This is a genomic window from Pedobacter sp. Leaf41, assembly GCF_001422545.1.
GTDB lineage: Bacteria > Bacteroidota > Bacteroidia > Sphingobacteriales > Sphingobacteriaceae > Pedobacter.
In genome coordinates this window covers 1,265,576-1,280,191 of record NZ_LMLE01000001.1, presented here as the reverse complement: position 1 = coordinate 1,280,191, position 14,616 = coordinate 1,265,576, and the positions used below count along the sequence as shown (strand labels likewise).

9 protein-coding genes are annotated in these 14,616 nt (G+C 36.7%); 5 read left to right on the top strand and 4 right to left on the bottom strand.

Features of this window, described 5'->3' with window-relative positions; all coding sequences use genetic code 11:
* Positions 1–48 precede the first annotated feature (48 nt).
* Both ppk1 and ASE92_RS05525 read left to right on the top strand, forming a co-directional pair.
* The gene (gene ppk1 / locus ASE92_RS05530) at positions 49–2,106 is read left to right on the top strand and encodes a polyphosphate kinase 1 (protein ID WP_056849047.1); all 2,058 of its coding nucleotides are present in this window, start codon (positions 49–51) and stop codon (positions 2,104–2,106) included.
* On the top strand, positions 2,106–2,987 hold the full coding sequence (locus ASE92_RS05525) for a hypothetical protein (protein ID WP_056849046.1): 882 nt from the start codon (positions 2,106–2,108) through the stop codon (positions 2,985–2,987). Before ppk1 ends, ASE92_RS05525 begins: the two co-directional genes overlap by 1 nt.
* Before the next feature lie 179 nt (positions 2,988–3,166).
* Here the strand turns inward: ASE92_RS05525 and pgl are convergent, their stop codons facing one another.
* The 4 genes from pgl to ASE92_RS05505 all read right to left on the bottom strand — a co-directional run bounded on the left by pgl (position 3,167) and on the right by ASE92_RS05505 (position 7,800).
* Positions 3,167–3,892: a 6-phosphogluconolactonase gene (pgl, locus tag ASE92_RS05520; protein ID WP_056849045.1), complete on the bottom strand. Its 726-nt coding sequence runs from the start codon at positions 3,890–3,892 to the stop codon at positions 3,167–3,169.
* A gap of 88 nt (positions 3,893–3,980) precedes the next feature.
* The gene (zwf, locus tag ASE92_RS05515) at positions 3,981–5,495 is read right to left on the bottom strand and encodes a glucose-6-phosphate dehydrogenase (RefSeq protein WP_056849044.1); all 1,515 of its coding nucleotides are present in this window, start codon (positions 5,493–5,495) and stop codon (positions 3,981–3,983) included.
* Between the two features lie 28 nt (positions 5,496–5,523).
* Positions 5,524–6,939, bottom strand: a complete 1,416-nt coding sequence (gene gndA, locus ASE92_RS05510) for an NADP-dependent phosphogluconate dehydrogenase (RefSeq protein WP_056849043.1) — start codon at positions 6,937–6,939, stop codon at positions 5,524–5,526.
* Between the two features lie 102 nt (positions 6,940–7,041).
* Positions 7,042–7,800: an ROK family protein gene (locus tag ASE92_RS05505; RefSeq protein ID WP_056849042.1), complete on the bottom strand. Its 759-nt coding sequence runs from the start codon at positions 7,798–7,800 to the stop codon at positions 7,042–7,044.
* A 145-nt stretch (positions 7,801–7,945) separates the two neighbouring features.
* On the opposite strand from ASE92_RS05505, the gene ASE92_RS05500 reads away from it, so the two are divergent.
* From ASE92_RS05500 to ASE92_RS05490, 3 genes are all read left to right on the top strand, one after another.
* Positions 7,946–9,175: a sterol desaturase family protein gene (locus ASE92_RS05500; RefSeq protein WP_235527285.1), complete on the top strand. Its 1,230-nt coding sequence runs from the start codon at positions 7,946–7,948 to the stop codon at positions 9,173–9,175.
* A gap of 525 nt (positions 9,176–9,700) precedes the next feature.
* The gene (locus tag ASE92_RS05495; RefSeq protein WP_235527284.1) at positions 9,701–13,024 is read left to right on the top strand and encodes a SusC/RagA family TonB-linked outer membrane protein; all 3,324 of its coding nucleotides are present in this window, start codon (positions 9,701–9,703) and stop codon (positions 13,022–13,024) included.
* A gap of 11 nt (positions 13,025–13,035) precedes the next feature.
* On the top strand, positions 13,036–14,607 hold the full coding sequence (locus tag ASE92_RS05490) for a SusD/RagB family nutrient-binding outer membrane lipoprotein (protein WP_056849040.1): 1,572 nt from the start codon (positions 13,036–13,038) through the stop codon (positions 14,605–14,607).
* Positions 14,608–14,616: the final 9 nt, after the last annotated feature.

The following is a 14,616-nucleotide window of genomic DNA, read 5'->3' as shown; positions in this document are numbered from 1 at the left end:
TGCAGCTTTGAGCATCCCTGTACCCACGGGGATTTTTTATTTTTTTAGATGAGCAAGAAGAAAATACCATTTTTAAACCGGGAGATAAGTTGGTTGTATTTCAACGATCGTGTGTTACAAGAAGCGGCCGATGAAACCGTTCCACTCATCGAAAGGATTAAGTTTCTATCTATATTTTCTTCCAATCTGGAAGAGTTTTATCGGGTGCGGGTCGCAACAATGTCGCGGCTAACCAATTTAAACGATAAAGCAAAAGCGCTTTTGGGATTCAATCCGAAAAAAATCCTCAATGAGATTAAGAATATCGTAGTGAAACAGGAGCGAAAGTTCGATCAGTTGTTCCAGGCTACGCTTATCAATGAGCTTGCTCAAAATAGAATCTTTATTTTGAATGATACCCAGCTCAATGTAAGTAGAGGAGAGTTTGTGAAGAACCACTTTCGTGATAAAATTTTATCAAATCTGGTTCCGATCATGTTGGATATGGATAAACCTTTTCCAGAACTAAAAGATCGGTTTTTGTATTTCTTTGTGAAGTTATCCAAAAAAGATACGAAAGTTAGAGAGAAATATGCGCTAATCGAGATTCCACCTAGTTTGCCACGTTTCCTTGTCTTGCCAGAAACCAACGACTTAAAGTTTATTATTCTTGCCGAAGATATTATCCGCTACTGCCTTGATGATATTTTCTATGTTTTTACTTACGACCATTTAGAAGCTTACTCTATTCAGCTAACAAGAGATGCTGAACTGGATATTGATAAAAATATCGATGATAAGTTTATTGAAGACTTAAAAAGTAGTTTGGAGAAACGGAAAAAAGGTAAACCCATGCGTTTATTGTACGATTCGGCAATGCCTTTGAATATGCTTACTGTTTTGGTGAATAAACTCAAACTCGATGCTGACAGTTTAATACCGGGTAATAGTTATCATAAATTTGGAGACTTTATCTCTTTTCCTAACGTTGGGAAGAAGGAATTGGAGTATGCACCAAACGTACCCTTAAAGGTGCATGATTTGCCACGAACGCAGAGTGTTTTTAGTAGAATTGCTCGTCGCGATTACCTGGTAAATCTACCATATCAATCTTATGATTACATTATACTGTTTCTGCGGGAAGCGGCAATTGATCCTAAGGTTACTGAAATTCAAATTACGCTATATCGCCTTGCTGAAAACTCTAAGGTAATTAACGCCCTAATTAATGCGGCAAAGAATGGCAAATCAGTTTCTGTAGTGTTGGAACTAAAAGCCAGGTTTGATGAACAAGCCAATATTTTCTGGACATCGAGGTTGATGGAAGAAGGCGTAAAAGTTAATTATGGCTTAACAGATTATAAAGTTCATTCCAAAATTTGCCTCGTTAAAAGAATAGAAAAGGATAAGCCTGTTTATTACGCAAATTTAGCAACAGGAAATTTCAATGAAAAAACTGCCGGGCTATATTGCGATCACAGTATTTTCACAGCTAAAAAGGAAATTACAAATGATCTTGTAAAATTATTTGATGCGCTGAACAAAAGAACAGTAACCAAAGGGTTTAAACATTTAATCGTTTCTCCATTGGAAAGCCGTTCCAAGCTGATCAATTTTATTAATAGAGAAATCAGAAATGCCAAAGCCGGAAAACTGGCATATATTATGCTAAAAGTGAATAGTTTGGCTGATGAAGGCATTATTTCAAAGCTATACGATGCCAGTAATGCTGGTGTTAAAATTCAACTCATTGTTCGGGGAATCTGTTGTTTAGTTCCTGGTGTAAAAGGCTTTAGTGAAAACATAACTGCCATCAGTATTATAGATAAGTTTCTAGAGCATGCAAGGATTTATATTTTCAGTAATAACGGCAAAAATGATATGTACTTATCTTCTGCAGATTTAATGAGCAGAAACTTTGAACATAGGGTAGAAGTAGGCTTTCCGGTTCTTGATCCCGAAGTAAAACAAGAAATTCAAGACATCATTGATCTTCAATTGCAAGACAATACAAAATCACGACAAATTAACGCATCCAATAATAATAAATATCATAAAAATAGATTGAGCAAAAAGATTAGAGCTCAGGTTGATATTTATAACTACTTAAAAACCAAGCACCAATAATGTTAAGATATGCAGCTATAGATGTTGGCTCGAACGCAGTAAGATTGCTCATTGCCGACATCAGCAAAAGCGACGGAAAATATAAATATAAAAAGAACACTTTAATTAGAGTGCCCTTACGCTTGGGCGATGATGCTTTTTTAGATCATCATATTTCTGAAAGAAAAGCGGGAGATTTGGTGAAAACGATGTCTGCCTTTAAAAGTTTGATGGATGTCTATCACGTTTCCGAATATTTGGCCTGTGCCACTTCAGCCATGCGTGAGGCTAGCAATGGACAAGATATCGTTAAAATGATTAAGGCACAAACGGATTTAAATCTCGAAATTATTGAAGGCCAGAGAGAAGCTAACATTATTTATGCTAACCACATAGAGGCCGATTTGGATGAAAATAAAACGTATTTATACATCGACGTTGGTGGTGGTAGCACCGAATTATCAGTATTTGTAAAAGGCATACCAGAAGCTTCACGTTCGTTTAATATTGGTACGATAAGAATGTTAGATAACCAGGATAAAGAAGAGACCTGGGACGAAATGAAAGAGTGGGTGAAGGAGCACACCAAGAACTACAAACAGTTGGCAGCTATTGGTACTGGAGGTAATATTAATAAATTATTTAGAATGAGTGATGAAAAGGATGGTGCCCCGATGTCAATTCAAAAACTAAATGCACTTTACAATAAATTAACAAGCTATTCTCTGAAAGAACGAATACATGAATTGGGTTTAAATCCTGATCGTGCTGACGTAATTATTCCTGCGAGTGAAATTTATTTGACTTTAATGAAATGGACAGGTATTAAGCAAATTTTTGTTCCAAAAGTGGGCATGGCCGATGGAATTATTAAACTGTTAATTGAGGAAAAACTTGATTAGGAATTGAAACTTCCAGCGAAAGCGAGTTTAAGAAAATGCATCACTTCTTCATTTAAATCTTTTGTGGCGTAAATTCTTAAATGATTCTTTAATATCACATATCTGCGCCGTAAAAAAACGGAATAAACCCAAGGTATATTCCGTTTTTCCATTTAAAAAATCAGCTGGTTGACCAGATACTATTCTTCTAATAGTTTAGTGGCAGCCTCATCAGTAAAGAAAGTTAGCTTACCATCAATAGGGGCAATTAGTTGAGATGGATATAGGTCAAAATCTTTTTGTTCATCGCCAATTACGTGTTTAATTGCCTCTGCTTTATTTTCTCCAAAAACAAGAAATGCTATATTTTCGGCTTTGTTAATTAACGGGGCTGTAAAACTAACGCGATAAGTGTTTTGCTTTTCTACAAAAACAGAAGCTACGTTTACTTCTTCATCTTTAACTAATGAAGTATTAGGGAAGATTGATGCGGTATGTGCATCATCACCCATTCCCAATAAAATTAGATCGAAAACTAAATCTTCGCCTTTGAAATGAGTATCAATTGCTTTTTTGTACTCAATTGCAGCTTTCTCTGGAGCCAATGATGTATCAACATAAAAAATATGATCGTCTTTGATGTTTAATGGATCGAGTAGTGTCTTTTTTGCCATTAACCCGTTGTAATTTTCATCATTTGACGGAACATTCCGCTCATCGCCAAAAAAGAAATATACTTTTTCCCAATCAATTCTATGTTCGCATTCTTTCGCTAGAAAATGATAAAGTGCTTTGGGTGAACTACCTCCGGTTAAAACAAAATTAAAACGATCATTCTCCTCAATAGAAACCTCAGCAATTTTAATAATGTAATCTGCTAAATCTTCAGTAAGTTCTTCAATCGTTTTATATATTAATAAATTCATATTGCTAAATATTAAACGTCATTGCGAGGCAAAAAGCAATCTCAATCACGTTAGTTGATTATTACTTTTGCCCAACTATGAGGAGTTTTTACTCTTTATTTTTTAATGGTAAATTGAACCAATGGAAGCCATCTCTTGCAATAAGTGCCTCTGCTTCTTCTGGTCCCCAGCTATCGGCTGGATAGTTTGGGAAATTTATTGATTTTTTACTTTCCCAGGTGTTTAAAATAGGCATTACCAATTCCCAGGCAGCTTCTACCTGATCGCCACGCATAAACAAAGTTTGATCACCCATCATAGCATCCAATAATAAAGTTTCGTAAGCTTCTGGTGTGTCACCCTCATATGTACCTTTATAGTCAAAAACCATATCAACAGGATTTAAAACCATATCCAAACCAGGTCTTTTCGCTTGCACCTGCATGCGAATACTCATTTCTGGCTGAATACTAATTACCAAGCGGTTTTGTTGCCAACTCTCTGTAACATCAGAAGAAAAAATTTGATGAGGAACATCTCTGAACTGAATGGTAATAAGAGATGAAGTTTGATTTAACCGTTTTCCAGTTCTTAAATAAAATGGAATTCCCTGCCATCTCCAGTTATCAATATGGAATTTTACAGCGGCGAAGGTTTCTGTATTGGAGTGTGGATCTACCCCTTTTTCCTGGCGATAGCCCGGAACCTCTTTACCTTCAACCCAACCTTTGCTGTATTGGCCACGTACGGTATGGAAACGGATATCTTCAGCAGAGAACGGACGCATGGCTCTTAAAACCTCCACCTTGCGGTTTCTAATTTCATCGGCATCAAAGTTGATTGGCGCTTCCATTCCTATTAAGCACAATAACTGTAAAAGGTGGTTTTGAATCATATCACGCAGGGCACCAGCACCTTCATAATAACCACCTCGATCGGCAACACCCAACTGTTCGGTAACCGAAATTTGAACGTGATCGATGTAAGATCTATTCCATAACGGTTCAAATAGTGCATTTGCAAACCTAAACGCCATCATGTTCTGTACCGTTTCTTTACCCAAATAATGATCGATGCGGTAGATTTGCTTCTCGGTGAAAATTGTACTTAACAATGCATTAAGTTCTTTTGCCGACTCTAAATCATGACCAAACGGCTTCTCAATTACGATACGGCTATTGTCTTCATCCTCAGTAAGTTTATATTTTTGCAAATATTCAGCAATAACAGGGAAGAAGTTTGGAGCAACGGCCAGGTAAAAAATCACCTGCGTATCTTTACCATATTCCTTTTGGTATTTTTCTACCGCTGCTTTTAAATTTTCGAAGGTTTTCGGTTGAGCAAAATCTGTAGGACAATACCGGATGGTATCACCAAACGTGTCCCATTTTTCTTTTTTGACTTTGCCCGAGCGAGAAAATTCATTTACAGCGTCTTCTAGAGCGGTTTTGTAACTTTCATCGGTGTACTCGGTTCTACCGGTACCAATGATAGCAAATTGATCAGGCATGTAACCCTCAATAAATAAGTTGTATAGCGCAGGTGCTAGTTTTCTTTTATTTAAATCACCCGTACCACCAAATATTACAAATATTGTGGGGTTTAATGCGGTTTTGGTTTTCATTATATTTTCAGATTCTTAATCAAATTTATTACGATAATTTGTTCCAATCAGCATGGAATACGCCATCTTTATCTATACGTTCGAAGGTATGAGCTCCGAAGAAATCTCTTTGTGCCTGTATTAAATTCGAAGGCATTCGAGCAGTGGTAATGGTATCGAAATAGGTTAGGGTAGAGGCAAAAGCTGGAATTCCGATACCGGCGTTGATGCAGGCTGAAATGCTTTTACGAGTACCGGCAAGTGTAGATTTAATAATTTCCTGGACACCGCTATCACCGAACAAGTGTTCTAATGAATTATTTTTCTCGTAAGCCTGGTAAATATCTTCTAAAAATTTAGCCCGGATAATACAACCACCCCTCCAAATTTTCGCAATTTCCTGCAGCTGAAGATCGTATTGGTATTCTTTAGAGGCTTGCACTAACAGGTGCATGCCCTGTGCATAAGCGCTAATCATAGAAAAATAAAAAGCATTTTCTAAATCATCAACAGTGATATCAATTTTGTTTTCTTTTTTACCAAAAGCATCCTCAAGTGAGACTCTTAATGCTTTAAATTTTGATAAATCGCGATTGGAAACTGCTTCATTGATGGTAGGCACCGGCAACTGAAGTTCCATTGAAACTTCTGAAGTCCATTTACCTGTTCCTTTTGAGCGGGCTTCATCTTTAATTTGATCTAATAGATCATTTTGTGTTTCTGTATCTTTAAACAAAAATATTTCTGCAGTAATTTCTAAAAGAAAAGACTGTAGTCTGCCTTCATTCCATTTCTTAAATACATTGTAAATTTCATTGTTAGAATAACCCATCCCGTTTTTAAGTACACCGTAAACTTCTGCTATAAGTTCCATGATAGCGTACTCAATGCCATTATGTACCATTTTTACAAAGTGACCGGAAGCACCTGGACCAATGTAAGTAACACATGGATCGCTACCTACTTTAGCAGCAACTGCGTCGAAAACATCTTTGACCACGTTGTATGCTTGTTTGTCCCCTCCAGGCATCATACTTGGTCCAAACCTCGCACCTTCTTCGCCACCAGAAATCCCCATTCCAAAGAAATGTAAACCATCTTTTTCCAATTCGTCAACGCGGCGGTTGGTATCGGTAAAGTGCGAATTTCCACTATCAATAATGATGTCGCCTTTACTCAACAAAGGTTTAAGTTCATTAATAACGCTATCCACAATTGGGCCGGCCGGAACTAACAAAATCAAGGTTCTTGGCGTTTGTAAACTACTGATAAAGGCTTTGATATCGTTAAATCCCTTAAGATTGTGCTCTTTTCCTTCATCTTCAAGTTTTGAGATCATCTTCTGATCTTTATCATAACCCGTAACGGAAAAACCTTTATCTGCCATGTTTAATAATAAGTTTCGGCCCATTGTGCCCAAACCTATCATCCCTAATTTATAATTTTTAGAATCGTTATTTGACATTTCTTGCTCTTTTGCTTGTTACCCAAAATTAGGGTTTAGAAATTAATATTATTAATTGTGTTGTTATTTGATTGTAATAAAAAAAACCAATTAGTGTATATTTTACACTTTGGGATTAACTGTAAATATATTGTATTTATCGGCCAATTTCCAAAGTTTGGCACCGCCTTTAATTCCATCTCTATTGGTCACCAGTTTCATGTTTTCATCTAGCTTAAAGTCTATCTGTTTCGAGTTGCCTCCGCCGATATAAAGGAAATCATAATTGAATACCGTTTTATAAGTTTCGATTACTTTTTTAAGACGTTTGTTCCAACGTTCGCTACCTATCTTTTCAAAAGCTTTGTTCCCAATATAATCATCGTAATCCTCTTCTTTGTTTAATGGAAAGTGTGCAAGTTCCAAATGGGGTAACAGCTCGCCATCGAACAGAAGGGCGGTTCCAAAGCCGGTTCCAACAGTGAACACAATTTCGAATCCTTTTCCCTCAACTACGCCCAAACCTTGTTGATCGGCATCATTTACCAATCTTACTGGTTTATTGAGAGCATCTGCTACACGTTGAGCTAAATCGACATCAGCCCATTTGTTCTTTGCCAGATTAGGTGCAGTTTTTACAATCCCATTTTTTACATAGCCTGGAAAACCAATTGAAACCCTATTGAAAGTATTAGGGATAGGCTTAATTAACGCTTCAATACCGGATACAATATCTTTTGGTGTTGCACCTTCGGGAGTTTTACTTTTTAAATATTCTGATAACATATTCCCATCCTCGTCTAGCAATACTGTTTTAATACTTGTACCGCCTATATCAATAGATAAAATATTGGATTGATCGTTATTTGTTTTTGTTGCCATGTTGCAATTATTTATACTGAAACTGATTGATGCAAATTAATAGAATCAAAAAACATAAAACGAATAGAAAGGTATTTAATTTAAAATAGTAAACTACTAAATCTATATATTTAGTAGAATATTATTATGTTTGTCACGTTTTAAATTGATACAGAACTTTCATAATATGGGCTTAAATTATCTTGCATTTGCAATTCCTGCGTTTTTTATTTTTGTATTTATTGAATATAAAATCGCTCAAAGGCAAAAAAGGGAGAAAATTTTTAAATATGAAAGTACCGTAGCTAACTTTAGTGTAGGTATAGCCGAGCGCCTATTAAATCTGTTTATTGCAGCTAGTTTTTACCAGGTTTATGATTGGGTATATAGTAATTATGCTTTGTTTGATATTTCTACAAAATGGTACGTTTGGGTTTTGCTACTGTTGGCGACAGATTTAGTTTGGTATTGGTATCATCGACTGGGGCATGAAATTAATTTTTTATGGGCTGCACACATAGTTCATCACCAAAGCGAAGAATTCAACCTCTCTGCAGCGGCGAGAATCACCACTTTCCAGGCAGTTTTTAGAAATGTATTCTGGTGCATATTGCCCTTCATAGGTTTTCATCCTACTATGATCATTAGCATATTGTTGGTGCATGGGGCCTACTCATTTTTTACCCATACGCAAATGGTAGGGAAACTGGGTTGGTTAGAAAAGATTTTCATTACCCCATCGCTTCATGGAGTGCACCATGCAAGTGATGAAAAGTATTTGGATAAAAATTATGGTGATGTTTTCGTTTTTTGGGATAAACTTTTCGGTACTTTTCAGCAGGAGCAGGAGGCCCCAAAATACGGACTCACGCACCCATTAAAAAGTTATAGTTTTTTGTGGCAACATTTCCATTACTACCTCGAAATAGGAGAGGCCTACAAGCAAGCAAATGGTTTTAGGGCGAAATGGGATGCACTCTTTGGTAGTCCTGCATTGATGGACCAAAATATCAGGCCAATTTTAGAAAAGAGATTTGAACAAAATAAGATTAAGAAAAACTCCAGGGTAAATTTTAGGCTTTACCTGAATATTCAATTAATTGTGGTTGTAGCCATGCTTACGGGGCTAACATTGTTTTTTAACGTTATTGATTCGTGGGGGAAAATCGCCATCTCGTCTTTTATTCTGATTACTTTAATCAATATTGGTGCGCTCCTGGAGCAACGAAGATGGATCTATTATCTTGAATGCTTTCGTTTGATTTTAATTCTGGCTTACTTGTTTTATAGCTTAAATATTTTCAGCTTCGTTATTTTGCCAATATTCGTACTTGTTATTCTAGAGAGAACAATTTCTTTAAGTAAAATTTACATTAAGTATGTTTTTGCTAGGTAAGAGCGTAGTGTTTGATGTTTCTTTCTCTTTCATTTAGTCTGACATGAGAATGTTACATACATCTTTTATTTTATTAAAAATGCTTTAATAACATGTTAGTTATATTTAAATATTTTCAATGTAACCAAATAATTACCGGTTCTTCTTTAGTGGCTTCCTATTAGTAACTTATAATGTTAATGTGTGTATATATAGCTTGAAGCTTTTTTATCGTACCTTTCTTTCATCATATGTCGAATTATCCTAGCACTTCATTTTCTTTAAAATAGAATTATCTACATTAAAAAAGATAATTATTTTCTGAAAATCGTAAATTGTTTTTAGTTTCGATTTGTTTTCCTAATTTTATTTATCGAAACCATTAATAATGGAAAAACGAACAATTCGTAATTTTATGAGCGTTTATTTTGTTTTCTTAATTTTTGCTTAACATATCCTTAATCTCGAAGGGCTTATTTTGCAGCTATTCCGAAGGCGTAACAAAACGAAGATTACTAATTAAAAAAGCTAATAACCGGATATAATATGAACAAACTTTTTACTAAAACTAGTTCCATGTTTTGGCATGGATCAAAAACTGTTGATGAAATCCCTAAGCATCCTCAGTGTGATGAACAGAAGTCTTTTCTAGCAGTAGTAAGTCATCCCTTTTCATTTTATTTCAAAATTCTACTTATTGGGCTATTTCTATCATCTACTGTGAGCCTGTTTGCGCAGCAGCCGGCACAACGATTTGTAGTTAAAGGAAAAGTGCTCGATGATGGAGATGGACAGCCTTTAGTGGGTACAACCATAAGTGATGGCGCTAGAAAGGTATTGGGCGTAACAAACGATAGCGGAGATTTTTCGGTTACGCTTCAAGGTGCGGGAACCATTTCATTCAACATGGTTGGATATACGGTGGTAAGCAGAAATATTTCTGGTAATCTGACTGGACTAACCATCAGGTTGAAATCATCAAACAGCCAGTTAAATGAAGTGGTAGTAACTGCTCTAGGCATAAAACGAGAAGAAAAATCACTAGGTTATGCGGTTTCTAAATTAGATAGTACAGCATTCACCAATGCGGTATCAAGTAACTGGACGGATGCCTTATCGGGTAAAGTTGCTGGTTTAAATTTGGTTAGAAATAGCGGTCCTGCAGGATCAAACAAAATAATTTTGCGTGGTGAAAACAATTTGACGGGCGATAACGAAGCATTAATTGTAATCGATGGTGTGGTTGCAAGTAGTTCGGCCAGGCGTACTGGTGGAACAGGCGGTGGCGTTTACGGTACATCAGGAGATATAATGCCGGCCGATTTTGGCAGTGGTTTAAACGATTTGAATCCCGATGATATTGAGAACGTTACTATCTTAAAAGGACCTGCGGCATCAGCATTATATGGTCAACGTGGTGCAAATGGGGCAATCATTATTACAACCAAATCTGCTGGCTTAAACCGAAAAAAAGTTAATATTTCATTTACATCAAATAGCGCATGGGAAGAAATAAACCGCAGTCCTGATAGGCAAACACAATACGGGGCAGGCGTTGCCGGAAATTCATACTTTTCTTATGCTGCAAGTGCTGATGGTGCAAACACAAGTGCCACAAGTTCTACATACGGGCCAGAGTTTTCTCCAGGTATGATGTTTTTTCAGTATGATCCTGCGACCAAAAGTCAAGGGTTAACCAGAACTCCTTGGGTGGCTGCGCCTGATCCTGTCGATGCATTTTTTAAAACAGGTTTTGAATCATCAAACTCATTCAGCATAGATGGTACTTTTAAAAAAGTTGGTTTACGTTTATCAGCAAGTCATGGAAATAATGAGTGGATTGTACCCAATACGGGCTTAGATAGAACTACAGTAGCCTTAAATGCAACAACCAATATCACTAAAAAATTAAATATTAATACTAAAATACAATACAGTAATCGCAATAGTGATAATTTGCCTGCAACAGGATATGGTAATCAATCGTTAATGTATTGGTTTATGTTTGCGCAACCTAATGTAAATATAGATTGGTATAAAGACTACTGGGCACCAGGTCAAGTTTTTAGACAGTTTACGAACTTAACCACAACTTTTCCTGAAGGGCCTTATGCAATTTCAGAACAATATTTAAATGGGCAGAGACGTAATGGTTGGTTAGGAAATATTCAAGCTACCTATAAATTTACTGATGAGCTTAGTCTGATGTTAAGAGCATCTGGCGATTTAAATAACGATGTTCGGGAAACCCGCCGTCCTTGGGATGCTGCCGGTAATAAATTTGCACAGGGTTCCTTCCGTGTAGCCGACATCCGTTCGTATGAAATAAGTGCTGACTTTTTATTAAGATATAATAAGAAAATCTCCAAAGATTTTCAAGTGACCGCTAGTGTAGGCGGTAGCCAAATGAGAAACCAATATAATAAATTAGAGAAAAGAGCCGATGGATTAATTATTCCAAATCTTTATGATTTAACAAATAATCAGAATCCAGTGGTATATGTTCCAGATACAGCGCAATTTAGACTGAACAGTTTTTATGCACTAGCTTCTTTAAGTTATAAGAATTATCTTTTCTTAGATATCACAGCCCGTCAAGATTGGAACAGCACTTTAGCTACTATCACCAGAACTGATAATGTTGGTTTTTTCTATCCATCAGCAAGTTTGGCTTTTATTGCTTCGGATTATTGGAAGCTACCTAAGATGGTAAGTTTTGCCAAGTTAAGAGCTTCAATTGCACAAGTAGGTAGTGGAAGCACTGTTCCTTACAGAACTGCCTATAATTATTTGTATGCAAGCGACGGAATTTATCCGGATAGTGCGATGAACAATCCTCGTGTGTTGCCAAATCCTGATTTAAAACCGCTTATCACTACAACGGTTGAAGTGGGTATGGAAGTAAAACTATTTAATAATAGATTAAATTTTGATTTTGCTGCATACAGCGGGAATACTAAAAACCAAATACTCAGTAGAATTATCGACAAATCTACAGGTTACAACTTGCAGGTTATAAATATAGGTAGAGTAGATAATAAAGGTATAGAGTTGGCTATTAATGGAACACCACTCAAATCAAGAGTTTTTAAATGGGAAGTAAATGCAAATTTTTCGGCCAATAGAAATAAAATTAGAGAGTTAGCGGATAGTTCAGTTGTATTACGCACTGGTGCCCTAGGTGGTGGCCAGGTGGTAGCCAATGTTGGCGGAAGCATGGGAGATATGTATGGAAGAGGTTATTTAAGATCTCCAGACGGTCAAATCGTATTTAACCCGCAAACGGGTGTTGCCCTTGAAAATCCAAACTTATTGTATTTGGGTAATACGTTACCACAATTTAGATTTGGTTTCGGATCAAACATCTCCTACAAGAATTTAAGTCTTGGCGCTCTGTTCGATGCACAGTTAGGTGCAGTTGGGCATTCGTTAACATTTTCTAGAATGGCATCATTGGGTAAGCATACTATCACTTTACCAGGAAGATACAACGGTGTTGTTGGTGACGGCGTTCTTTTAAATCCAGATGGTACTTATAGAAAAAATGATGTAGTGGCTACTGATATGAACGCTTATTACGAATCTATATATGGTAGCGGCCAAGCGGAGGGAAGCGTTTTTAGAACTGATTATTTGAAATTCAGGGAAGCCAATTTAACCTATAATTTTGGGCAAAGAGTGCTTAAAGGTCTTGGTTTTACCAAACTAAGCTTAGGTGTTTATGGCCGTAACTTATTTATTTGGTCGCCTTGGCCTGCATTCGATCCAGAGTTTGGAACTTTAGCAGGATCAGATATTGTTCAGGGATTTGAAACTGGGCAGTTGCCTTCAACCCGTACCTTTGGCGCCCGTTTAGTTGTTGGACTTTAACTTTATTTATCATGAAAAATTATAAACTTAAAATAACGTATACATTTTTGGCCATTATCGGTTTGGCGGTATCATCTTGTACAAAAGATTTTACGGAGGTAAATACTGATCCTATTGGCAAAAGTACAACAAGTGCAAACCAATTACTTGCGCCGGCGCTGGTAGGCGTATTAAATACTAATATGGTCAGAAACTGGAATTTCAACAACCAGTTAATGCAAGTTACCGTTGAGATTAATGATTCTGAGGGTCGGGTTTTTAGGTATGATGTACGCAGAACGCTTGCAGATTATACCTGGAACAATTGGTACCTATATCTTACTGATTTAAAAGATATTTACAATATTGCGAGCAAACCAGAATCACTTAATAAATCTTATCAAGGCATATCATTGATAGCACAAACTTGGGTATATCAATTACTCACCGATACTTATGGAGATATTCCTTTCAGCCAGGCGAATATGGGGAAAGAAGGTAATGTACAACCTGCATTTGATAGGCAAAAAGATATTTATACTGCGATGTTCGCTCAACTGGAGCAAGCAAACCAACTTTTAAAAGAAGGAACTCCTATTGTTGCTACTAGTGATCCTGTTTTTCAGGGAGATGTTTCTAAATGGAGGAGGTTCTGCAATTCTCTATACTTACGGCTTTTGTTAAGAGTATCGGCCAAAAGTGAGGTTTCAACAAGTGTTATTGCTAAGATTAAACAGATTGTGGATACTAATCCTGCAGAATACCCGATTATGCAAGACAATACGCATACCGCTAAAATACTATGGAATGGAACCAATAGCAGCACAGCAGTTTATTCATCGCCATTCATGGTAAATATACGTGCCGCCGACTTTAGAGGTATCCCTATCTGTGATTTCTTTTTAAGTAAATTAGTTAGTTGGGGTGATCCAAGAATGAATGGAAGTTTGGGAACAGGAAATGTTAATCGCTTTTGCATAGATCAAGCTCCAAATGGAGGTTTTGTAGGCGTTCCAAGTGGTTACGCACCTGGTTCTGGTGTTACTGTTTTATCACATTTTAATTCAGATGCTGATTCGAATAAACCAACATTACAAACCGATCGTTTTACAGGAATTATCATGAACACGGCGGAAGTTGATTTCATTTTAGCAGAAGCTGCTGCAAAAGGGTGGATTAGCGGGCCTACTGAAAAATATTACTATAAAGGAATGGTTGATGCCATTAACTATTGGCTGCCAAACTACATCAGTACCCCAACTGATAGTAGATTTATCGATTATATCACCGCTGCCGATTTGGAATGGGACCCAACATTGCCTCTAGATAATACAACTTTAGGCAATACGAGCCAGCTGGAAATGATCCACATTCAAAAATACTATGCCTTGTTTTTGGTAGATATGCAACAGTGGTTTGAGTTTCGAAGAACTGGCCATCCAATTCTACCTAAGGGACCAGGTTTAGTAAATAACCAAAAAATGCCAGCCAGGTTAAATTATCCGTTGGTTACCCAATCTACAAACCCAACAAGCTACAGTAATGCGATAGCCATACAGGGACCTGATGATATTAATACGCTAATGTGGTGGCAAAAGCCATAATCATAAAAA